This window comes from Campylobacter sp. MIT 12-5580, from assembly GCF_005406235.1.
In the GTDB taxonomy this organism is placed as follows: Bacteria; Campylobacterota; Campylobacteria; order Campylobacterales; family Campylobacteraceae; genus Campylobacter_D.
On sequence record NZ_NXLK01000012.1, the window covers coordinates 18,144 to 40,035 of the forward strand.

Below are 21,892 nucleotides of genomic sequence, written 5' to 3' on the forward strand. Positions count from 1 at the left end.
AAATAAATTTTGTAAGAGCCAGTAAAGAGATAAAAGTTTAGTAAGGTGGTGCGGATGAAAGGACTCGAACCTTCACACATTGCTGCACCAGATCCTAAGTCTGGCGTGTCTGCCAATTTCACCACATCCGCAAAAGCGTAAATTTAAACAAATAAAATCTTGTGTAAATTTAATCAAAAACTTTAAAAAGTGGTACGCCCAAGAGGATTCGAACCTCTGACCTACGGCTTAGAAGGCCGTTGCTCTATCCAGCTGAGCTATGAGCGCTCAAAAAAATGGTGCGCCCGATAGGAATCGAACCCATAACCTACAGATCCGAAGTCTGTCGCTCTATCCAGTTGAGCTACGAGCGCGACTGGGGTGAGTGATGGGAATCGAACCCACGACCCTCAGGACCACAATCTGATGCTCTAACCGACTGAGCTACACTCACCATTTGCAAAATGGTCGGGGTGAAAAGATTCGAACTTTCGGCCCCCTGGTCCCAAACCAGGTGCGCTAACCAGACTGCGCTACACCCCGATGACAATATTAAAGGCAAAATTATATACAAATTTTTCTTAAAAGTCAAGATAGGAAAAAGACTTTACAAGCGAAAGCATTTAAAAATTTATCTATAAATTTCAATCACGCAAAATAAAAATGACTACAATCGCTTAAAAAGCAAGTAAAAATATACCAAATCTGCTAGAAATTTTTTAAATTATATATAATCAAAATAAAATTGTTTTTAAAAGAGATATATTGCTTTATATTTTATTATTGACTCAGTTAAAATATCAAATTTAAAATTTTATAATAAATTTCAAAATAAATTTAGCTTCATTAGTTTATAATAATAATTATTAAATTATATTTTGATAATTACAAGGAGCAAAAATGTCAGTTTTAGTGATAGGAGCAGATGAGATTACGCCTATAAAGGCGGTGCTTTATGATTTGGGTGCGAAAAAAGTTGAGCATTGGGATGCTCGTAATGAAAACAGAGTTAATCGCAAGCCCATTCCCCAAGATACTCGTTGTGTTGTGATGCTTACAAGTTTTTTAAATCACAATACAATGAAAAAAATCAAAGGCGAAGCAAAAAAACGAAAAATTCCTTTAGTTTGTGCCAAAAGAAGTGTGAGTTGTGTGTATTCTGAATACTGCAAGATTTTTAATCTTAATAAAGATTTTTGTTGTGGTGAAGATGAATTTTAAGTGTGGTAGTGTAATAAAGAAACACTTTGTTTATATAAAAAATAAATTTATTGCATAAAATATATAAAATTATGCTAGAATTGCTTAGAAAATTTTATCAATTATAAAAGGAGAACTTATGTCAGTAGCCGTAGTTTATGGAAGTGCTATGGGAAATACAGAAGGTGCAGCTAATCTTATAGCTGAAAAACTAGGAATCAGCGATGTTTTAAACATAGCAGATGTTGATGCTGATAAGCTTAATTCTTACGATAAACTTATTTGCGGAACTTCGACTTGGGGAAGCGGCGATCTTCAAGATGATTGGGACGCTTTTGATTTTTCTGGCTTAAAATTAAGTGGCAAAACAGTTGCTATTTTTGGAATGGGAGATAGCGAAAGTTATTCAGATACTTACTGCGGCGCTATGGGAAAACTTGCTGAGAAGCTTAAAGAAGCTGGCGCAACTTTGGTTGGTGCGGTTTCAACTGATGGCTATAGCTTTGAAGCAAGCGAAGCTGTGGTAGATGGTAAATTTGTAGGACTTGCACTAGACAATGACAATCACGAAGATCAAACCGAAAGTAGAATCGATGCTTGGGTAGCGGCGATAAAACCTTCTTTTTCTTAATCTAAAAGCCTGCATTTGCGGGCTTTTTCAAATGCTGAATTTATAGTCTTTTTATCCACTGATACTTATAGATTTTTTCCTTGTTTTTCTCTTTATGATAATGCTTTTTAGCAAAAATATTGAATTTATTGGTTTAGATCTTACAAAAAGTTAAGGCAAAATATTTTATTTTCAAATACCTATTAAATCTTAAATAATAAATTTTATTATTTAAGATTATTTTTAGTTATTATAGATATAATTTATCAATCAATAAAATTTATTATTTAGGAGAAGTTAAATGAAAAAACTTACAAATGACTTCGGCAATATCGTTGCTGATAATCAAAACTCACTCAGTGCTGGTGCAAAAGGACCGCTTTTGTTGCAAGATTATATCTTGCTTGAAAAACTTGCTCATCAAAATAGAGAAAGAATTCCAGAAAGAACAGTTCATGCCAAAGGAAGTGCAGCTTATGGTGAGCTTGTTATCACAGAAGATATTTCACGATATACTAAAGCAAAAGTGCTTCAAAAAGGTGAAAAAACCCCTCTTATCATTCGCTTTTCAACCGTTGCTGGTGAGGCTGGAGCTGCTGATGCTGAAAGAGATGTGAGAGGATTTGCGATCAAATTTTACACAAAAGAGGGAAATTGGGATTTAGTAGGCAACAATACCCCAACTTTTTTTATACGCGATCCATATAAATTCCCAGATTTTATCCACACACAAAAAAGAGATCCACGCACACATTTAAGAAGTGCAAACGCAGCTTGGGATTTTTGGAGTTTAAGTCCTGAAAGCCTTCATCAAGTTACGATTTTGATGAGTGATAGAGGAATTCCGGCAAGTTATCGCCATATGCACGGCTTTGGAAGTCATACTTATAGCCTTATTAATGATAAAGGCGAACGATTTTGGGTGAAATTCCACTTTAAAACCAAACAAGGTATAAAAAACCTTACAAATGCTGAGGCAGAAGCACTTATCGCTAAGGATAGAGAAAGTCATCAAAGAGATTTGGTTGAAAGTATAGAAAAAGGTGATTTTCCAAAATGGAGCTTTAAAATTCAAATTTTAAGCGAGAAAGATGCTGAAAAGTTAGGCTTTAATCCTTTTGATCTTACTAAAGTATGGTCTCATAAAGATGTGCCACTTATCGATGTGGGTGAAATGGTGCTTAACCGCAATGTGGATAATTACTTCAATGAAGTTGAGCAAGCTGCGTTTTCGCCGTCAAATATAGTCCCGGGAATTAGTTTTAGCCCTGATAAAATGCTTCAAGGTAGGATTTTTAGCTATCCAGACGCACAACGCTACCGCATAGGCACAAATTATCATCTTTTACCGGTAAATGCTGCAAAAAGCGAAGTAAATACCTATAATGTCGCTGGTGCGATGAATAGTGATACTTACAAAAACAAAGCAGCGTATTATGAACCAAATAGCTATGATTACAGCCCAAAAGAAGATAAGTCTTATCTTGAGCCTGATCTTGAGCTTAATGGCAATGCACAAAGATATGCCCCACTTGATGAGGATTTTTACACTCAGCCAAGGGCTTTGTTTGATCTTATGAACGCTGATCAAAAAAATCAGCTCTTTAATAACATAGCTGCTTCTATGGAAGGTGTTGATAAGGCAATCATTCAAAGAGCTTTAGGGCATTTTGAAAAAATCAGCCCTGAGTATGCTGCTGGAGTAAAAAAAGCTCTTGGTTAATCTTAAGCGTAAAGTCTTTTGGCTTTACGCATTTATAAACTTAAAACTGCCAACTTGACGCTCCTTGGAGTTGGCAGTTTTAAGTTTATGCAACATAAGGAAGTTACAATGATACAAAATTTAACTCAAGAAGAAGAAAAACGTTACGAAGAACTTTGTGCTATGGCGTTTAATTTTGCCAGAAATGATGAATGCGAAAACCTCAAAACTATGATAGAAGCTGGCTTAAGTGCAAATTTAAAAAACCACAAAGGCGATAGTCTTTTAATGCTCGCAAGCTATCACAACGCCTTAGCGACTGCAAAAATGCTTTTAAAGTATGGAGCAAGAGTTGATGAGAAAAACGATCGCGGACAAACGCCCTTAGCTGGTGTATGCTTTAAGGGTTATTTTGATATGGCTAAGCTTTTAGTGGAGCATGGAGCAAATATCAATGAAAACAATGGCTTAGGCATGACACCTTTTTCTTTTGCTTTAATGTTTGCACGAGCTGATATTGCGCAGTATTTTGCCGAGCAAACAAAGATGAGCGCAAGCAGAAGACTTTTACTTTGGTTTTTGTCTCTTTTCAAAAAAGCAAATAAAATTTCAAAAAGAAACAAGTTTGCCTAAAATTCTAGACTATTAAAAATAAATTTTTTCTTATAATCCGCATTTATACTTATCTTTTGTTACATTTTGTTTTTTATCTTGCACTGAATATGAAAGTGTGTATTTACAAAAAGTAACAATATCTTATTTATCTTTAAATATTAAATAATGATTTAATATTTATTTAAATATTTTTAGTTTATATTGCTTCTTGTAAAGACTAATTGGTCTTTAGATTTTATTCTTAACTTAAGGAGAAACAAGATGGCAACACGTAAAGAACACGATTTCATCGGTGAGCTTGAGATCAGTGACGATGTGTATTATGGGGTGCAAACCTTTAGAGCAATGGAGAATTTTAATATTTCTCATGATAGACTCAAAAATTTCCCTCGTTTTATACGCACTATGGCAAGGGTTAAAAAAGCAGCAGCTATGGCAAACTGCGAATTAGGACTTTTAGACAAAGAAAAAGAAGGGGCTATCATTAAAGCTTGTGATAAAATTTTAGAGGGCGGATACTACGATCAATTTGTCGTTGATATGTTTCAAGGTGGAGCTGGAACAAGCACGAATATGAACGCAAATGAAGTCATTGCAAATATTGCTTTAGAAATTTTAGGACACAAAAAAGGTGAGTATCAATACCTTCACCCAAATGATCATGTAAATCTCTCTCAAAGCACAAACGATGCGTATCCAACAGCACTTAGAATGGCTTTGCATGATTATTTAAGTGATTTGGCTAAGGCTATGGAGCATCTTAAAAAAGCTTATGAAAGAAAGGCAATTGAATTTAAAGATGTGCTTAAAATGGGACGAACTCAGCTTCAAGATGCTGTGCCTATGACTTTAGGGCGCGAATTTCAAACCTTTGCGGTAATGATAGGCGAGGATATAGAACGCGTTTTAGAAGCAAGAAAGCTTGTTTTAGAGATCAATCTTGGCGGAACAGCTATAGGCACAGGTATAAACTCACATCCTGATTATCCAAAAGTGGTTGAGAAGAAATTAAGAGAAATTACTGGCTTTGAATACAAAGTAGCTGATGATTTGATCGAAGCGACTCAAGATACAGGCGCTTATGTACAAATTTCAGGCGTGCTTAAAAGAGTGGCTACTAAACTTTCTAAGGTATGTAATGACTTAAGATTATTAAGCTCTGGTCCAAAATGCGGGCTTAATGAAATTAACTTGCCAAAAATGCAACCAGGCAGCTCTATCATGCCGGGTAAAGTAAATCCAGTTATCCCAGAAGTTGTAAATCAAGTATGCTTTTACGTAATAGGAGCTGATGTAAGCGTAACCTTTGCAAGCGAAGGCGGACAGCTTCAGCTTAATGTTTTTGAGCCAGTTATCGCTTATAGCCTTTTTAATTCTATAGTTATGCTTGAAAAAGCGATGAAAACTTTGGCTGATAAATGTATAGATGGTGTTACAGCTAATGAAAAAATCTGCTCTGATTTTGTGTATAACTCCATAGGCATAGTAACAGCTTTAAATCCTTACATAGGCTATGAAAACTCAGCTTCCATAGCTAAAGAAGCTCTAAATACAGGTAAAAGAGTCTATGATCTAGCCCTTGAAAGAGGACTTTTAAGCAAAGAAAAGCTTGATGAAATTTTAACTCCAGCAAATATGCTTAATCCTCACATGACAGCGAAAAAATAGGGGAAAGTTATGGATATTTTACTCATACTTCAAATCATCGTTTTGCTTGGTGCCATTTTCTTAGGCGTTCGCCTTGGAGGCATAGGCATAGGCTTTGCTGGTGGGCTTGGCGTAGTCGTGCTTACGCTTATACTTGGTATGAAAGTAGGTAATATCCCTTGGGATGTTATCTTAATCATTATGAGCGTCATTGCAGCTATTTCAGCTATGCAGCTTGCTGGTGGGCTTGATTATCTCGTGCAAGTAGCTGAAAAGATATTACGTTCAAATCCAAAGTATATCAACTATCTTGCTCCAACCGTGACTTATGTTTTAACACTTTTAGCGGGCACAGGACACACAGCTTTTTCTATGATACCAGTTATCGTTGAGGTAGCAAAAGAACAAAATATCAAGCCTTCAGCTCCTCTAAGCATAGCCGTTGTTTCAAGTCAAATCGCTATCACAGCAAGCCCAGTTTCAGCTGCTGTTGTATATATGACAGGGGTTTTAGAGCCTTTAGGCTGGAGCTATCCTTTGCTTTTAGGAATTTGGATACCAACAACTTTTGTGGGTTGTATGCTTACAGCTTTTATTATTTCTAAAATCACTGATCTTGATCTAAGCAAAGATGAAGTGTATCAAGAAAGACTTAAAAATGGGCTTATCAAAGCAAGTACAGGAGCAATTCATACTGAAGTAAAACCTGGCGCTAAACTTTCAGTGCTTATTTTCTTGCTTGGAGTGCTTTGTGTGGTGTTTTATGCAACAACAATTTCAGATGTAGTGCGTAAGCCTATGCTTGATTATGTAAATATGCTTATTGCTGAGGGTAGTTCTTTAAGCGCTTTGGCTGAATTTGTAAAAAGCTATATTGATCCTGTGCGCTTGCCAAGAGATGGTGCGATTATGAGCTTTATGCTAAGCATTGCGGCTTTAATTGTGATCTTTTGTAAAATCAACACCGCAAAGATTTTTGAACAAAGCGTGTTTAAATCAGGTATGGTAGCTTGCGTGTGCGTGCTTGGTGTAGCTTGGCTTGGAGATACTTTTGTGGCTGGCTATAAAGGTCAAATTCAAGATATAGCTGGGGATTTGGCGACAAAATTACCTTTCCTTGTAGCTGTAGCCTTTTTCTTTGCAAGTATGCTTTTATACTCTCAAGCAGCTACAGCTAAGGCTATCGTGCCTACTATAGTTGCTGCTCTTTCTATCTCAGCAACAAGCGATGGAAGCGTTGCTGCAAACTCATACATACTTGTAGCTTCTTTTGCTGCAGTTTCAGCACTTTTTGTGCTTCCTACTTATCCAACCTTACTTGGTGCGGTGCAAATGGACGATACAGGTTCAACAAGGATAGGAAAATATGTATTTAACCATGCTTTCTTAATCCCTGGAACCTTAGCTATCGCTTTAAGTGTAGCTCTAGGATTTTTAGTCGCTCCACTTTTTTAATTTTTTTACAAGTTCGCCTTTATGGTGAGCTTGTTTTATCATAAAATCATACTCTTTTATCACAAAAATAAGCTTTTATTGTTTTAAATTCAAACAAAATGAAGCATAATCATTATATACTTTTTATCAATTTAGCTTTATGATTAAGGAAGAAGCATGTTTAATAAAAAAAATTTAAGCATACCAGCAAGCGAGGATAAGGAGCTTGAGTTAAAAAGAGAAAATCCGCTTGAGTTTAAGCTTGATTTTGATGATGAAAAACCGGTTAAGGCTTTGTTTTTTCTTATCGCTGGTTTGGGTGAGGATAACAATCAAAGCTATCAAGATCATTTGGCTGAATTTTTAGTCAAAGAATACCAAGTCGCTGTGATACGAGTAAGTTACAACAATATAGGACTTCGTCCGCAAAATGGAGCGACTTTTGTTATGGACGCAAAAGATAAGGAAATTTATCTACGAGTAGGCGAAGGTCTTAATATCAACTTTGCAGATAATTTTTTTCCACCACATGATCTGAGTCAGCAAGAAACATATCAAGCCTGCGCTATACTCAATAACGCTATACAAGAAAGACAAAACAGAGGCTTTTACAAAAAAGGCACAAAGATCGGTATAAGCATTAGCGTGCAGCCAGCTCGCAACGAATACTTAAATTTTGGTGTTTTACAAGCTATGGATATACTTAATGTTTTGCAATTTATCAAAAAAAATCCACCTTTTATACTTGAAAAAGATTATAAAACGATTATGTTTGGTTCATCTCATGGCGGGTATCTTGCTTTGCTTGCGGCTAAATTTGCTCCTTGGCTTATCGATGGTGTTTTAGAAAATTCAGCTTATGTAAAGCCACAAATGCGTCTTTTTGGGCTTGGAAGGGATGTAGATTATATTAAAGAGTGTGAATTTCAAGCTGGTGAATTTTTTGAGCATGTTGTATTGTGCTGTGTTACAAAGACACCTTTTTCGCTTGATACAAATTCAAAATATTATTTTTCAAGCGACCATCATCATATACGAGATATCTTTAATGAAGCCCATTTACGCACTCAAGCAAACTATCCAAAGCCTTATTATATCAGTTATCATAGCATACAAGATGAACTTGATTCAGCCCAAAATAAAGAACAAATGTTTGAGCTTTTAAAAGAGCTTGATTTTAAAGGCTCGCTTCACATTATCAAAGATGAAAGCGAAGTTGATGGGACTTTTATCAAAAGCTTAAAACACGGCATGGGTATGTCTTTAAAAATGCTGATACAAAAAGAATTACCCACTTTACTTGCTTTAAAAAAACGCAAACTTTCTAAAAATACACCAAGAGAAATTCTTTATAAGGGCGAAAAGCTTGATTATCTTTTTAAAGAAGCTCATGGGGGGGGGCAATTTGAGTTAGAGCTTTTTAGGCATGATTAAATTTACAAAAAGTTTATGAGTCAAATTCTTTTATAAGCTCTGTTTCAAGCTCTTTTAAAGCCTCAAATTCTTTGTTTTCTTCTTGGCTTTTATGAGTAAAACATACTTTTTTCTCATGCAAAGCGATCTTAAATAAATCACTTTGCGCATCAATAGCTCTTGTGATAACATCACCTTCTGTAAAAACAAAGCGGATTTCATTATAATCTCTACTCCACAAACCGCTTTGATTAAAGACTTTTGCTTGATTGATGATATTGTTTATTTTGTTGATTTGTTCTTTTACTTCATTTTCTACTTTTTGTTTATTTGTAAGTTTTTGTTCGACTTCTTTTATTTTATTGACTAAATTTCTAAAACGAATGATTTGATCTGTAAAGCTTTTTGGTGGCTCTTGGTGAGCGTCTTTCATAGCTTTGTAAGATAAAAGTATATTTTGCATATTTGGGCTGATAAGCTTATAACTTTCTTGGAGGCTTTTGCAAATCTTTTCACACTCTTCTAGTTCTTGAAGTTTTTTCTTTCCTCTTGTTAAAGCATCATTAATCTGCTTAAAGTCAAGGGCATCAACGATAAATTTATTTGTATCGCCGCAACATTCTTTGATAAAGCAGTTGTTTAAGAAATGAATTTCATTTGTGCTAGCGAGATTTTCAATATAGACATTTTCAGCATAAATTTTCGCGTTGATCGCATTTTTTACAAAGGCTGTTTTTGCTTCTAAAATACCGCGTTCTAAGGTATCAACTATCGCCACTTCAGCACGCAAAAAACCTTTGAGATTAAAAATTCTTGCATGTTTTGCATAAATTTTTGCTTTTGAGTGGATTTGTCCTTTGATATCAAGCCTTTTATTGGCTTTAACTATAGCATTTTCGGCTACTGAGCCGTTAAGATTGATGATTTGAGCTTCTACTGTGATGCCTGAATCTATACCATCATCAAAGCGATTTGCCATAGTTAAGTTGATATTAACCTCTTCACCTTCACTTGCTTTTACGGAGCCTGAACTTTTTAGACTAAGCTTTTTATCTGAAGTGATTTCGTTGCTAATATCAAAATTTAAGTCTTTATTTTGCATAAAACCATCGATTTTTGCAAAATATTTGATGATTTTATCATTTTCTTCTACTTCGAAATTTTGCTCATTGATTTTTGGACGACATTTTGCTAGCTCGACTTTGCGTTTGATGACTTGATTTTTGATATTTTTACCATCAATCCCTGTGCGAACTTTTTTGTATTCAAGTGTTAAATCACCCTTATTTAAAGTTGCAGCTAAATCACCTTTTTCAAAATCTGATTCAAAGTGGGCTTTTTTCTCATCTAAAATTTGGCGAAAATGCATGATAAGCTCATCTGGTTTATCATCAATCTTTTCAATACCTCTTGCTACTTCAATCACAGCATCATTAATCATACAAATTCCCATACTTACTTGCTCTACAAAGTCTTTAATCAAAGAATGCAGTGCAAAAGCACGAATACCTATAAGTAAGTTAAGTTCAATCATTTGACGATAAATTTCTTGCAAAATATCCTCATACAACTCATCATAATACTCAAGGTGCGTATCTTGCTTGATTATGGCTTGGATATTGATAAATTGCTCATCATGTTTAAGCTCAAGCTCAAAACGAGGCGGAGCTTTTTGAATCACTGCAATTTCATAGGTTTGATAAATATTTAATTTTTCATTTATAAAAAAGCTATCGCTTTCAAAGACATTAAGCTGCGTGCTTTTAAGCTCGATGGACAAGCCATCGTTTGATTCTGTATAAAAAGTCGTAAAATTAAGCACCTTAAATGAATGCTCTTGTGGATCAAGTGTATTTTTTTTAAGATATGCCTCATAGTCAAAAACCGGTGTTTTTGATACAAAGCTCGTAAGAATTTGCGAACTCATTTGTAACTCCAAAACTAAGTTTATTTGATATTTAACAATTATTGATTAATTGTATTTTTTCACATATATTTGATTATAAATTAAAAATAATTATTTTGAGCTTAAAACTTAAAATAAGCTCATTTAAGTGGCAAAAACTCAACACTTCTTTTTTTAAAAATAAAGATTTTATTTTTTATCTTTAACCTAAAATTCAACAAAAAAATGTATAATTAGTTCTTTTTTATGAAATGTCTAAGCTTTTTAAATCCGAATTTTCGGTGCTTAACATTAACTTACCCAAGAAAAAGGAGAAGTATTGATGTATGCGATCATCAAACACAGCGGCAAGCAATACCGAGTAAGCGTTGGCGATGAGCTAAAACTTGATCGTTTTGAAGCCGAAGAAAAAAGCAGTATTGAAGTCACAGAAGTGCTTGCGCTCAGTGATAAAGAACTCAAGGTAGGTGCGCCTTTGCTAGCTGGTGCAAAAGTTGTTTTAGAAGTGATTAATCACGGCAAAGATAAAAAAGTCGTGATTTACAAAAAAAGACGCAGAAAAGATTCAAAGCTAAAAAGAGGCTTTAGAAGACAATTCACACGCGTTAGAGTAAAAGAAATCAAAGGCTAAGGAGTAAAATATGGCACACAAGAAAGGTCAAGGCTCAACTCAAAATAACCGCGACTCCATAGGTCGTCGTTTAGGTGTTAAAAAATTTGGTGGTGAATTTGTCCGAGCTGGCAATATCATCATTCGCCAAAGAGGCACAGCAACTCACGCTGGCAACAATGTAGGTATGGGTAAAGATCACACTATCTTCGCTTTGATTGATGGTTTTGTGAAATTTGAAAGAAAAGACAAAGATAGAAAAAAAGTTTCTGTATATCCTGCTTAATTTTTTAGAGGATTTATCCTCTAAAAACTCTTTTATTAACTTCTTTTTTAAATTTAAAGGCTTTTGCTATGTTTATTGATAGTGTAAAATTAGTCCTTAGCTCTGGAAATGGTGGCAAAGGAGCAGTAAGCTTTCGCCGTGAAAAACATGTGCCCTTAGGCGGTCCTGATGGCGGTGATGGTGGCAAGGGCGGCGATGTGGTTATCGTGTGTAATAACAACGCTCATACCTTAGCTAATTTTAAGGGCAAAAAAGAACTTAGCGCACAAAATGGACAAAACGGCGATAAACGCAACCGCAATGGCAAAAGTGGAGCAAATCTTGAGATTTCAGTGCCTGCTGGCACGCAGATCATCGATGATGAAAGTGGAGAAGTTCTACTTGATATGACAACCCACTTAGAGCAAAAAATATTACTCAAGGGTGGTAAAGGTGGGCTTGGCAATACGCATTTTAAAAATGCGACAAATCAACGTCCAGATTATGCTCAAGCTGGTATTAAGGGGCAAAGCTTAAAGGCGCGTTTAGAACTTAAGCTTATCGCTGATGTTGGACTTGTAGGCTTTCCAAATGTTGGCAAATCAACACTTATAAGTGTGATCTCAAATGCAAAGCCACAAATTGCAAATTATGAATTTACCACACTCACACCAAAGTTAGGTTTGGTTCAAGTTGGCGAATATGATAGCTTTGTTATGGCTGATATACCAGGCATCATAGAAGGGGCAAGTGAGGGCAGGGGCTTGGGACTTGAGTTTTTAAAGCATATAGAACGCACTTCTTTTTTGCTTTTTGTGCTTGATCCTTTGCGTGAGTTAAGTTTAAAAGAGCAGTTTGAGGCTTTAAGCAAAGAGCTTGAAAAATTTTCATCAAAGCTTTATGAAAGAAAATTTGGCATTATGATCTCAAAAAGTGATAGTATAGAACTTATGCCTGAGTTAAAAGAAAAATTTGAAGTCGCTTTTAATGAGCTAAAAGCTTATCTTAAAACACTTAAAAATCCAGAATGTTTTATCATCAAGGTTTCAAGCTTGCAAAGTCTTGGGCTAAGTGAGCTTAAAAATGAACTTTTTAAACAAATCACTCGTGTGTAATAATGCAAGGCTTTATCCTTCATACCCAACGCGTAAAAGATGAAGACTTAATCGTTTATGTGTTAAGTCAAAGGGCTGTGATTAAGGCATATCGTTTTTATGGTTTAAGACATTCAAGTATTTTAAGTGGCTATAAGATAGATTTTGAATTAGAAGAAAATCCAAGCTTTTTGCCTCGCCTTAAAGATACGCTTCATCTTGGTTTTAAGTGGATTATGAGTCGCGATAAAATGTTTATTTGGCAGGAATTTATACGACTTTTTTATAAACACTTAAAAGATATTGAAGCACTTGATTCATTTTATTTTGATTTGCTTGATGAAAGCTCAAGACGTTTTGAAAGACAAAATCCATTTCGTGTTATTGTTGATGCTTATGCAAATTTGCTTGAATTTGAGGGCAGGCTTCATAAGGATTTTTATTGTTTTGCTTGTGATGAGCTGATAAATGAAGATGAAGTAACGCTCATAAGAGGTTTTTTACCAGCTCACAAAGCCCATGCTTTGAGTTTTAGTTTTGATAAAAATAAGCTTAAAGACTTTTTTACGCATAAAAATTGCTCGGTTTTTGATGATGAGGAGATTAAAGAGCTTTATATGCTTATCAAAGAGGGATTTTAGGGTTTTTATAAATAAAAATTGATGATAAAAACTTCAATTTAAGCTAAAAATCGCTACAATTGACAAAAAATTCACACTCATACTGATAAGGGTAAAATAATGAAAAGCGTTGTTTATGAAGTCGGCAAAAAAGCTTTGTGTTTTTTGGACTTAGCGAGCAAAAGACATGCAAATTTATGCAAAAAGCTTGAAAATAGCGAAAATTACTATGTTTCTTGTTTGCATGATAGTGATTTTAAAGCCCGATTTTTTAAATGTGAGATTGCCAGCACAGCCTTTGTTTTAGCGCTTTTAGCAAGGCTTGGTAGTGATGAGTTTGATATGCTTGATGAGGGGTATTTGAGTGCTGAGAGTTGTTTGGGTGAAGAAGAAGCTGTTGAAATTTTAGACTTTTTAAACGAGGCTGAATTTCTCATCATTGATACAAATTTAAAAGAACATAAGGATTATGAAAATATCTTATTTTTTTGCGCTTTTTTGGCTCATAAATTTAAGCTTAAATTCGCTTTTAGCGATGAGAGCGAAGAAGAGCTTTTAGTGCAAGACACATTTAGGCATTTAAAAGAGCTTGATAATTATGATGGTTTAGTGCTTTTTCGTTTGAAAAATAAGGATAAATTTTTGCATTGCTCTCAACAATTTTCACAAATTGCTAAGATAAATGATAAGGCAAATATTCTCATAGAAAGCGAACTTTTCAAGCTTGAGAGTAAGCTTGTATGCGATGAGAGTTTAAATACAATCATCGCTTTTTTAGACTTTGATACAAAGGGCTATGATTTTGTGCGTGTAAAACTTACAAAGATATAAGGCTTTGGTGTTTAAATTTATTTTTTATGGATATAATTATTTTATGAGAATTTTATGTATATTTTTACTGAGTTTTTCTGCTCTTTTTTCTTTTGAAATCGTTTTAAACAGAGGTAGTGATAATAACAACCCCTTTGGCGTGCTTCATTTAAAAAATGATGAAAACTTTACTTGTAAAGAATTTGAAGAAGGGGATTTAAAGCATTATGAATGTGAAATTTTAGGAGTAGTTGAAACAAGACTTGATAATCAAAGTTTTGATTTTTTTGATCTTAATTTTACAAAAACAAATCAGCTCACTCAAATTTTTATACAAGCTAAAATTCCATCAAAAATGTTTAATTTGTCTCAAAAAATTTATGATGAAAATGTAGTTTTAAGTGATAATAGCGATACAAATTCTACAAGTTTTACCTTTGTTTTTTCTGATGAGATAGCGTATTTTAAAGATCATGATGGACTTGACTTTGATATTAATTTTTCTAATTTACAAACGCCTTTTGTAGGAGCTTTAGACTTAAACTCAAACCCTGTGCTTATCCCTCAAAGTGCTGATATAAATACCTTTTTACGCATAAAAGAAGAGTATGAAAAACAAAATTACACTCAAGTTATCACTGATGCAAGTAATGCGATTGAACGTTATCAAGGCAGTATTTTTATGAACGAGTTTATCTTATATAAGCTTAGAGCGCAAAATCAGCTTTATACTTACACTCCAGACTTTAGAAACCAAAATCAGCTTGAGCAAATGGTAGAGGATGCTAAAGAATGGAGCAGAACCTTTACTAGTGATAGAAATTTTCCAGAAATTTCATATATTATGATGCGAGCGTATATGGCACTAGAACAGCGAGCAAATATGGAATATGTGGTTGAAATTTTAAGCAATGAATACCCTGAGAATTACTTTGCTCAGCTTGCTTTGCTTGATTATGCAGATTATTTGCTTAATCTTGGTGATAGAGCAAAAGCCCAAATTATCTTTAATGATCTTTATTACAGAACACAAAATGTTGATATAGCCGCAAGAGCTGGGCTTTCTTTAGCTAGACTTGCACTTATCGCAGATGATACAAATCAAGCCTTAAATCTTATCAACACCATTACAAACGCAAATGCAAATTCTTTTATCCAAAATAAAGCCCTTTCTTTAGAGCTTGCAAAGCTTTTGTATGATAAAAACAATCCTCAAATAAGTGCGATGATTTATGAAAGAGTATTTAATAGCTTAAATAGAAGCGATGAAGAATACGAAGAAGTGCTTAAAAACCTTGCCCTTGCGCTAAGTAAAACAAATGAATATCAAAAAGCCAAGCGTTATCTTGACTTATATACAGATGAATTTGGCGATGGGGAGCATTTGGCTTTAGTAAAAGAAGCAGCGGATCGAATCTTTTTTGATTTAAAAGATGGAAATTCAAGCTTTTTACACGAAAAATATCAAAGCTTGATGAAAGAATACGCTAATGAAATCGCTGCTAAAGCTCTTCTTTATGATGTAAAATTGTATTTTGATGAGAACAATACCCAAGCCGTGCTTGATTATAAAGATGAGATAGAACGATACAATAACCCTGAGATGAAAAATTTGCTTGAAAGAGCGGCTATTTCAAGGCTCAATGAAGACTTAAGGGTGGATAATTGCTCTGAGGCAACAAGCCTTTTTCAAGCCTATAAAGAGTATGAAATAGGACAGAAAATCAATAACAAAAAAGCTATGCTCGCGTGCTTAAAAAGAAATTTACAAGTTTCTTTAGCTGAAGAATATATTGACAAAAATAGGCAAGAAGACAGCATTTATTATGATTTGGAAAAAAGCGAATTAGAGCTTAATGCTAAAAATTATGCAAATACTATCGCTTTGGCAAATGGCGTGATTGATTCAAGGACGATGAAAAGCGATGAAGAGCGGTTTAATGCGTATTATTTTAAATTTTTAGCCCAGCTTAGACAAGATGATTATAATGCCGCGATTAAGAGTCTTGAAGCTCTTGAACGTTTTGAGATGAACTTTAAAATGGTTGAGCTATATCATGAGTTTTTACTTTATTGTAATGAGCAAAACCTCACTACGAGCATACTTCATTATGCACCAAAGGCAATTGATTTTCAAAATTTAAAAGGGGTAAATGTATATAGTCCAGAGCTTGAGTTTATGTATCTTGATGCTTTAAACAAAAGTGGAAATTTTAGTGAAGCTTTGGCTGTTTTAACGGATTTGATAAAGCTTAACTTAGATGCTGAACAAAGAGCAAGGGCTTTTTATATACAAGCTGAAATTTTTGAAAAAACACAAAATTTAAATGCCCAAAGAACAAGCCTTACACAATGCCTTGATATTAATACAAGTTCGAATTGGCAGAATTTATGCCGTGAAAAAATGAATATTTTAAATACAAATTAACACTTTAACAAAGGAGAAACAATGTTTCACATCGTTTTTAATTCAGACGAAAAGTATGCAAAATACACAGCGGTGATGATATATTCTATCATCAAAAACACCAAGACTAACAATGTAAGCGAGTGGGGGGGGGGCTTTAACTTATAAAGCATTTGATGATAATTTAAATTCACAAGAAAAACTCAAATATCACTTTCACATACTTACAAATGATTTTAGCCAAAACACCATAGATCGCTTTTATGCTCTTGAAAAAGAGTTAAGTGCCCTTTATCCTTGCTCTATACACATTCATCAGCTTGATGATAGCATTTTTAAGGACTTGCCAAAACTTGGGGCAAATCATACGACTTATTTTCGGCTCAAACTTGCTTCTCTTTTAGATACAAGTGTTAAAACTTGTTTGTATCTTGATGTGGATATGCTTGTTTTGGGAGATTTAAGGGCTTTATTTGCTTTAGATTTACAAGATAAAGTTTTAGCAGCTGTTTATGATGAGAGAACACAGAGCAAGAGAATTTTAAAAAGCTTAAACTTAGAGTATAAAGATATAGCCTTTTGCAAGACTTATTTTAATGGTGGTTGTATGTTAATTAATCTTGAGGAATTTAGGAAAGAAAATCTGGAGCAAAAATGCCTAGAACTTATGCCAAATTATGATTTAAAAGCCCATGATCAAGATATATTAAATGCTTTGGTGCAAGGACAAAAGGTGCTTAAGCTTCCTTATGAATACAATATCTTCGTGCATTCATATTCTTTTGTTAGAGCAAATGATGAAAGAAAGAAATTTGATGTGGATTACTCGCGAAAAGAGCTTAATTTTGCTTTAAAAAATCCTATCATTTTACACTTTACAAACGAGCATAAGGCTTGGTTTGCACCACATAATTATATCAATGAAAAAGGCGAGTTTTTAGGCGAGATATGGTGGCGATATGCCTTACAAACACCGATTTTTAAAGACGAACTTTATGCTGAATATAAAAATTTACAAGAAGCTTTAGAGCTTCAAGAGCCTTATACTGATGAAATCGCTTTTTTGATGATACAATGTACAAAGTCTTTCTTGGGTTATCTTCAAATGCCTTTTGTGATTTTTCAAGCGATTAAAAGATACGAACACGATAAAACAGGCTTGAAAAAAAGAAAACTTGAAGAACACAATCTTGGTTTTGAGCTAAGAAAGATAGCTTTTAAGGCATATTGGCGAAGGAAAGAAGGAAAAATGCTTTCTTTGCCATATCAGGCTTACCGCACTCAGCTTAGAGTAAGAAAATATGGGCTCAATAAGCTTAAAGAAGAGTAAATTTTGTAAGGTTTTACATTTGGTTTAATTTTGCTTGCATAAAACCTTGAAGCTCATCATACGCCTTGCTTTGCTCAAGGCTAAACTTATCAAAACCTTTGTTAAAAGTTCTTTGTCGTTTAGCAAGCTGGGCTGTGTGCGTTGTGATGAGTGTTTCAAGCTCATGAAGTGAAATTTCACCATCAAGATAAGCTTTACACTCTTTTAAGCCTATGGAATTTAAAGGCTTTAAACTTGTATCAAAATGCGTAAATAAATACCTCGCCTCTTCAAGCAAGCCCTTTTCAAGCATAGCCTTTGTTCTTTTGGCTATCCTTTGTCTTAAAAGCTCTTTATCACACACCAGCTCAAAGATATCAAGCTTTTTAATCAAAGCTGGCTTTAAGGTGCGTTTTAAAAATTCACTTGGTACCTCTTTGCTAAACTCATAAATATCAAGCCATTTTCTTAAGCGATAAGTATCGTTTTTTTCTATCTTTACTTCTTTATCTATACGTTTTACAAGGGTGTAAATGGCTTCATTATCAAGCTCATAATGCAAAAGCGCAGGCACCTCTTTACTTAAGCCACTCATTAAAGCCTTTAAGTAAAAACTCGTCCCACCCACGATAATAAGAGGCTTATTTGCCTTTAAAGCTGCGTTTTTAGCTCTTTCATACTCTTTGAAAAACAAAGCCACATTAAAGGCTTCATCTACGCTTAAAAGATCGATCCCAAAATAATCAATAAGCTGTGTATCATCAGGCTTAGCCGAAGCGATATTGATCTCTTTATACACACACAAGCTATCAAGACTCAAGATAAAGGCGTTAAATTCAGCAGCTAGCCTTGAAGCAAGCTCGCTTTTACCACAAGCTGTGCAGCCAATGAGTGCAAATTCAAAAAACATAAGCGAGTTTTTCCTTAAATTTAAAGTTTTTTTAGTAAAATCATAACAAAAATTTACTAAAGAGTAAAAATAATGAAAACATTTTATACAAAACTTAACACTCTTTTAGAGCTTGTTGTTTTTAAGCATTCTATCTTTGCTTTACCTTTTTTGTTTATTTCTATGATGGTAGCTTCAAAGCTTGAAACTCAAAGCGTTTGGTTTGGCTTTAAGGTGCTATTTTTAGGCATAATCTGTGCGGTGAGTGCAAGAAATTTTGCTATGGCGATGAACCGCTTTTTAGATGAGGATATTGATAAGGATAATCCTCGTTGCAAAGATCGCCCAAATATCAGTGGCAAGATAGATAGAAAAAGCGTGCTGGGCTTTATCTTGCTTAATGCCTTTGTTTTTGTGCTAGCGTCTTTTTTTATCAATACCCTAGCTTTTGTGCTTTCTTTTCCTATATTGCTTATACTTGGCTTGTATTCGACTTTTAAACGTTTTTCATCTTTGGCTCACTTGGTTTTAGGTTTTTGTTTGGGACTTGCACCTATTGCTGGAAGTGTGATTGTGCTTGGTAAGATAGAGCTTTATAGTGTGATTTTGTGTCTTGGGGTGATGTTTTGGACGGCCGGGTTTGATCTGCTTTATAGCTTGCAAGATATGGAGTATGATAAGCTTAAAGGGCTTCATTCTGTGCCGTCTAAATTTGGCACAAAGGCGACTTTGTTTGCTTCGGCATTTTGCCATTTTTTGGCAGTGTTGTTTTGGTTTTTGTTTGCTTGGCAGGCTGGACTTTCTTTTGTGGCTTTTTTTGGGGTGCTTGTTTGTGCGGTGATTTTGTTTTTCGAGCAAAAGATTGTGCGTAAGAATTTTGCTCATATTGATAGGGCTTTTTTTACTTTAAATGGATATTTAAGTATCATTTTTTTAATTTTTATTTGGGTTGATTTGATATGGTAAGTTTTTTTAAAACAGCTTTAAGAATTGAATTTGAAGAAAGTACTCTTGATGATATGCGTTTTAATGAAGAATTTATCAGTCTTAATTCAAACGCTCAAATTATGAGATTTAAAAAACTTGCCCAAAAAATAGAATTGAGCGAAAGTGAAGAATTGCTTTTTGATATGCTTATTAGCATAAAAGAAGATATAGCAAGACTTGAGTTAAAAGACAAGCAGCTTTTAATCGCGCTTCAAAATAAAGCTCATATTTCAGGCGTGCATTATGAAAATCTTGAATTTTTAGACACAAATTTAGTTCAAAATCAAGTATATTATGCTAGATTAAAGATAAATAACAAAGAGATAGCCTTTTTCATCAAGGCTTTAGATGAAAAAACGGCGAGTATTATTAAGATCAAAAGTGAAGATAAAACACTTTATGATGCTTTTGTGGCACAGACACAAAGAGAGCTTATCAAAGAAATGAAAGGAAAAGAAAATGAGTGATGAGTTACTTTATCTCATTTTTATAGTGATTTTACAAATTGCCTTAGTGGCTTATATTTTTATCAAGGACAAGGAAAATTCACTTAAGATTATAAAGCTTGAAAAAGCAGTGGAAGAGCTGAGTAAAAATATGCACTATTTACGCAAAGAACTTGAGGCAAAAGCTGATATACAAAGTGTAAATTTACAAAATTCAGATGATTTAAAAGATGAGATCAATCTTTTGCTTAATAAAGAAGTCAATAGCAAGATCGTGCCTATACTCAAGAGCTTGAAGGGCTTTGAAAGCGTGATAGAAGAGTTTCAAAATGAGCAAGAAAATAGACTCTCTCATCTTGAGCAAAAAACGCAAAATATCTCAAAGCTTACGCCAAATTATGAAAACGAAGAGCAAAAAATCGTTGATTTGTTTAAGGAAGGCAAAAGTATAGAACAAATCTCAAAAGATTTAAGAATTCCCACAGGAAGCGTTGAATTTACGCTAAAGATGAAAAAGATGGTTGATTAATGCTTGTTGATCGTTATGATAGGGTGATTGATTATTTACGCATTTCAGTAACGCAAAATTGCAATTTTCGCTGTTTGTATTGTATGCCAAAAATCCCTTTTGATGAAAAGATTAATGAAAATTTACTTAGTTTTGATGAGCTTTTTTTATTTGTTAAAGTTGCCATTGATGCTGGGGTGAGAAAGATTAGGATCACAGGGGGTGAGCCACTTTTAAGAAAAGATTTACACAAATTTATAAAAATGATTTTTGAGTACAAAAATAGCATTGATCTAGCCTTAACTACAAATGGCTTTTTGCTTCAAAATCAAGCAAAGCTTTTAAAAGAAGCTGGACTAAAAAGGGTAAATATCTCTTTAGACTCTCTTCATGCAAAAAAACTTATAAAAATTTCTCAAAAAGACATTTTAAAAGATGTTATGCAAGGCATTAACGCTGCTTTAAGTGAGGGCTTTTTAGTCAAGCTTAACTGCGTTGCTTTAAAAGGGCTTAATGATGATGAAATATGTGATTTGCTCGAGTTTGCAAAGGCTAAAAATATCCAAATTCGCTTTATAGAATTTATGGAAAATACCCACGCTTACGGACAGCTTCAAGGCTTAAAAGCAGATGAAATTTTAAATCTTATCAGTCAAAAGTATGCAATACAAGCCCTAGAAAAAAGTTTAAATGCTCCGGTAAGCTTATACAAAGCAGATGATTATACCTTTGGCATCATCGATCCACATAGTCATGAGTTTTGCGATACTTGCAATCGTATCCGCTTGACGGCTGATGGCTTGCTTGTGCCTTGTCTTTATTTTGATGAGGCTTTAAGCATAAGAAAGGCTGTAAAACAAGGCGATATAGACGCAGCAAGTAAGATACTTCAAAGCGTGATTGAAAACAAGCCAGAAAAGAACAAATGGAGCATTAAAGATAACGAACGCTCAACAAGGGCTTTTTATCAAACTGGAGGCTAAGTTTATAGCTACTTGTTTTGTGTTATCTTACGAGGAATGAATCAAGAAGCTTTGTTTTTGTTTGCTTCTTGTATGCTTAAAAGTTTTGATTCTAAGGCGCAAAGATTATCTACTTGCCAATCACTCGCGTCAATATCTTCTTGACTAAATTCAAAAGGGCTTTTGAAAAGCTCTGTATCACGCACCTCATATAGTGTATAAATTCCACTTGTATAACTCATCTGTATAAAAGCGTGTATATTCCAAGAGCTTCTAAAATACCCCATGCCTCTTTTATTTTGATTTAAAACTTCATAAATTTTCATTAAAACTTCTTCTTCCGAGCATCTTCAAGAATATTTTTTGCAATACTATTAACAGTATCAGAAATCACAGAACTATCATTAGCAATCTTCACATTATCTTGAGTTACACTTTCTATATGAGCTACACTTTCATTGATTTGAGTAATACCTGCA

General features: G+C 34.2%; 21 protein-coding genes, 5 tRNA genes and 2 pseudogenes. 19 read left to right on the forward strand and 9 right to left on the reverse strand.

Annotated elements, in window-relative coordinates; genetic code table 11:
• Positions 1 to 46: 46 nt before the first annotated feature.
• The 5 genes from CQA38_RS08825 to CQA38_RS08845 all read right to left on the reverse strand — a co-directional run bounded on the left by CQA38_RS08825 (position 47) and on the right by CQA38_RS08845 (position 522).
• Positions 47 to 131 (reverse strand) — tRNA-Leu (locus tag CQA38_RS08825).
• Between the two features lie 59 nt (positions 132 to 190).
• Positions 191 to 267 (reverse strand) — tRNA-Arg (locus CQA38_RS08830).
• Positions 268 to 276: 9 nt separating this feature from the next.
• A tRNA-Arg gene (locus tag CQA38_RS08835) sits at positions 277 to 353 on the reverse strand.
• A 3-nt stretch (positions 354 to 356) separates the two neighbouring features.
• Positions 357 to 433: transfer RNA gene (locus CQA38_RS08840), tRNA-His, on the reverse strand.
• Positions 434 to 444: 11 nt separating this feature from the next.
• Positions 445 to 522 (reverse strand) — tRNA-Pro (locus CQA38_RS08845).
• 357 nt (positions 523 to 879) lie between these two features.
• Between CQA38_RS08845 and CQA38_RS08850 the strand changes: the two genes are divergently transcribed.
• The 7 genes from CQA38_RS08850 to CQA38_RS08880 all read left to right on the forward strand — a co-directional run bounded on the left by CQA38_RS08850 (position 880) and on the right by CQA38_RS08880 (position 8,621).
• Positions 880 to 1,200 (forward strand): DUF2325 domain-containing protein, encoded by a 321-nt coding sequence (locus tag CQA38_RS08850; protein WP_137633639.1) that lies wholly within the window; start codon positions 880 to 882, stop codon positions 1,198 to 1,200.
• 118 nt (positions 1,201 to 1,318) lie between these two features.
• Positions 1,319 to 1,810, forward strand: coding sequence for a flavodoxin FldA (gene fldA / locus CQA38_RS08855; protein ID WP_137633640.1), 492 nt, complete (start codon positions 1,319 to 1,321; stop codon positions 1,808 to 1,810).
• 280 nt (positions 1,811 to 2,090) lie between these two features.
• Entirely contained in the window at positions 2,091 to 3,512 is a 1,422-nt protein-coding gene (locus tag CQA38_RS08860) for a catalase (RefSeq protein WP_137633641.1), read from the forward strand.
• A 111-nt stretch (positions 3,513 to 3,623) separates the two neighbouring features.
• Positions 3,624 to 4,124 (forward strand): ankyrin repeat domain-containing protein, encoded by a 501-nt coding sequence (locus CQA38_RS08865; RefSeq protein ID WP_137633660.1) that lies wholly within the window; start codon positions 3,624 to 3,626, stop codon positions 4,122 to 4,124.
• Between the two features lie 243 nt (positions 4,125 to 4,367).
• The gene (gene aspA / locus CQA38_RS08870) at positions 4,368 to 5,774 is read left to right on the forward strand and encodes an aspartate ammonia-lyase (protein WP_137633642.1); all 1,407 of its coding nucleotides are present in this window, start codon (positions 4,368 to 4,370) and stop codon (positions 5,772 to 5,774) included.
• A gap of 9 nt (positions 5,775 to 5,783) precedes the next feature.
• Positions 5,784 to 7,208 carry an anaerobic C4-dicarboxylate transporter gene (locus CQA38_RS08875; RefSeq protein ID WP_137633643.1) on the forward strand — a complete coding sequence of 475 codons (1,425 nt, stop codon included), beginning with the start codon at positions 5,784 to 5,786 and terminating at the stop codon, positions 7,206 to 7,208.
• Positions 7,209 to 7,364: 156 nt separating this feature from the next.
• A complete protein-coding gene (locus CQA38_RS08880; RefSeq protein WP_137633644.1) occupies positions 7,365 to 8,621 on the forward strand; it encodes a DUF2920 family protein in 1,257 nt (418 codons plus the stop codon).
• 13 nt (positions 8,622 to 8,634) lie between these two features.
• Here CQA38_RS08880 and CQA38_RS08885 read toward each other — a convergent pair whose 3' ends face one another.
• Complete coding sequence (locus CQA38_RS08885) at positions 8,635 to 10,527, reverse strand: DUF342 domain-containing protein (protein WP_137633645.1); 1,893 nt, start codon at positions 10,525 to 10,527, stop codon at positions 8,635 to 8,637.
• A gap of 301 nt (positions 10,528 to 10,828) precedes the next feature.
• Here CQA38_RS08885 and rplU point away from each other — a divergent pair, with 301 nt between their 5' ends.
• From rplU to CQA38_RS08920, 8 genes and pseudogenes are all read left to right on the forward strand, one after another.
• Positions 10,829 to 11,137 (forward strand): 50S ribosomal protein L21, encoded by a 309-nt coding sequence (rplU, locus tag CQA38_RS08890; protein ID WP_137633646.1) that lies wholly within the window; start codon positions 10,829 to 10,831, stop codon positions 11,135 to 11,137.
• 10 nt (positions 11,138 to 11,147) lie between these two features.
• On the forward strand, positions 11,148 to 11,402 hold the full coding sequence (gene rpmA / locus CQA38_RS08895; protein ID WP_002800974.1) for a 50S ribosomal protein L27: 255 nt from the start codon (positions 11,148 to 11,150) through the stop codon (positions 11,400 to 11,402).
• Between the two features lie 68 nt (positions 11,403 to 11,470).
• Positions 11,471 to 12,496 carry a GTPase ObgE gene (gene obgE, locus CQA38_RS08900; RefSeq protein ID WP_137633647.1) on the forward strand — a complete coding sequence of 342 codons (1,026 nt, stop codon included), beginning with the start codon at positions 11,471 to 11,473 and terminating at the stop codon, positions 12,494 to 12,496.
• A gap of 2 nt (positions 12,497 to 12,498) precedes the next feature.
• Entirely contained in the window at positions 12,499 to 13,116 is a 618-nt protein-coding gene (recO, locus tag CQA38_RS08905) for a recombination protein RecO (protein ID WP_137633648.1), read from the forward strand.
• Between the two features lie 99 nt (positions 13,117 to 13,215).
• Positions 13,216 to 13,926 carry a hypothetical protein gene (locus CQA38_RS08910; protein WP_137633649.1) on the forward strand — a complete coding sequence of 237 codons (711 nt, stop codon included), beginning with the start codon at positions 13,216 to 13,218 and terminating at the stop codon, positions 13,924 to 13,926.
• Positions 13,927 to 13,969: 43 nt separating this feature from the next.
• Positions 13,970 to 16,333 (forward strand): flagellar protein, encoded by a 2,364-nt coding sequence (locus CQA38_RS08915; protein WP_137633650.1) that lies wholly within the window; start codon positions 13,970 to 13,972, stop codon positions 16,331 to 16,333.
• A 21-nt stretch (positions 16,334 to 16,354) separates the two neighbouring features.
• A complete protein-coding gene (locus CQA38_RS09440) occupies positions 16,355 to 16,480 on the forward strand; it encodes a hypothetical protein (RefSeq protein WP_283202100.1) in 126 nt (41 codons plus the stop codon).
• A 31-nt stretch (positions 16,481 to 16,511) separates the two neighbouring features.
• Positions 16,512 to 17,642: pseudogene (locus CQA38_RS08920) on the forward strand (glycosyltransferase family 8 protein); the annotation flags it as partial.
• A 13-nt stretch (positions 17,643 to 17,655) separates the two neighbouring features.
• On the opposite strand, the gene miaA reads toward CQA38_RS08920, so the two are convergent.
• Positions 17,656 to 18,531 (reverse strand): tRNA (adenosine(37)-N6)-dimethylallyltransferase MiaA, encoded by an 876-nt coding sequence (gene miaA / locus CQA38_RS08925; protein WP_137633652.1) that lies wholly within the window; start codon positions 18,529 to 18,531, stop codon positions 17,656 to 17,658.
• 72 nt (positions 18,532 to 18,603) lie between these two features.
• On the opposite strand from miaA, the gene mqnP reads away from it, so the two are divergent.
• From mqnP to moaA, 4 genes are read left to right on the forward strand one after another with little or no spacing between them, the layout of a single operon-like run.
• Entirely contained in the window at positions 18,604 to 19,476 is an 873-nt protein-coding gene (gene mqnP, locus CQA38_RS08930; protein ID WP_137633653.1) for a menaquinone biosynthesis prenyltransferase MqnP, read from the forward strand.
• A complete protein-coding gene (locus CQA38_RS08935; RefSeq protein WP_137633654.1) occupies positions 19,470 to 19,964 on the forward strand; it encodes a hypothetical protein in 495 nt (164 codons plus the stop codon). The genes mqnP and CQA38_RS08935 overlap by 7 nt, the downstream gene beginning before the upstream one ends.
• Positions 19,957 to 20,472: a hypothetical protein gene (locus CQA38_RS08940; protein ID WP_137633655.1), complete on the forward strand. Its 516-nt coding sequence runs from the start codon at positions 19,957 to 19,959 to the stop codon at positions 20,470 to 20,472. Before CQA38_RS08935 ends, CQA38_RS08940 begins: the two co-directional genes overlap by 8 nt.
• Positions 20,472 to 21,434: a GTP 3',8-cyclase MoaA gene (gene moaA / locus CQA38_RS08945; protein ID WP_137633656.1), complete on the forward strand. Its 963-nt coding sequence runs from the start codon at positions 20,472 to 20,474 to the stop codon at positions 21,432 to 21,434. The genes CQA38_RS08940 and moaA overlap by 1 nt, the downstream gene beginning before the upstream one ends.
• 41 nt (positions 21,435 to 21,475) lie before the next feature.
• Here moaA and CQA38_RS08950 read toward each other — a convergent pair whose 3' ends face one another.
• On the reverse strand, positions 21,476 to 21,739 hold the full coding sequence (locus tag CQA38_RS08950) for a hypothetical protein (RefSeq protein ID WP_137633657.1): 264 nt from the start codon (positions 21,737 to 21,739) through the stop codon (positions 21,476 to 21,478).
• Positions 21,739 to 21,892: pseudogene (locus tag CQA38_RS09400) on the reverse strand (chemotaxis protein); the annotation flags it as partial. The gene CQA38_RS08950 and the pseudogene CQA38_RS09400, both read right to left, overlap by 1 nt.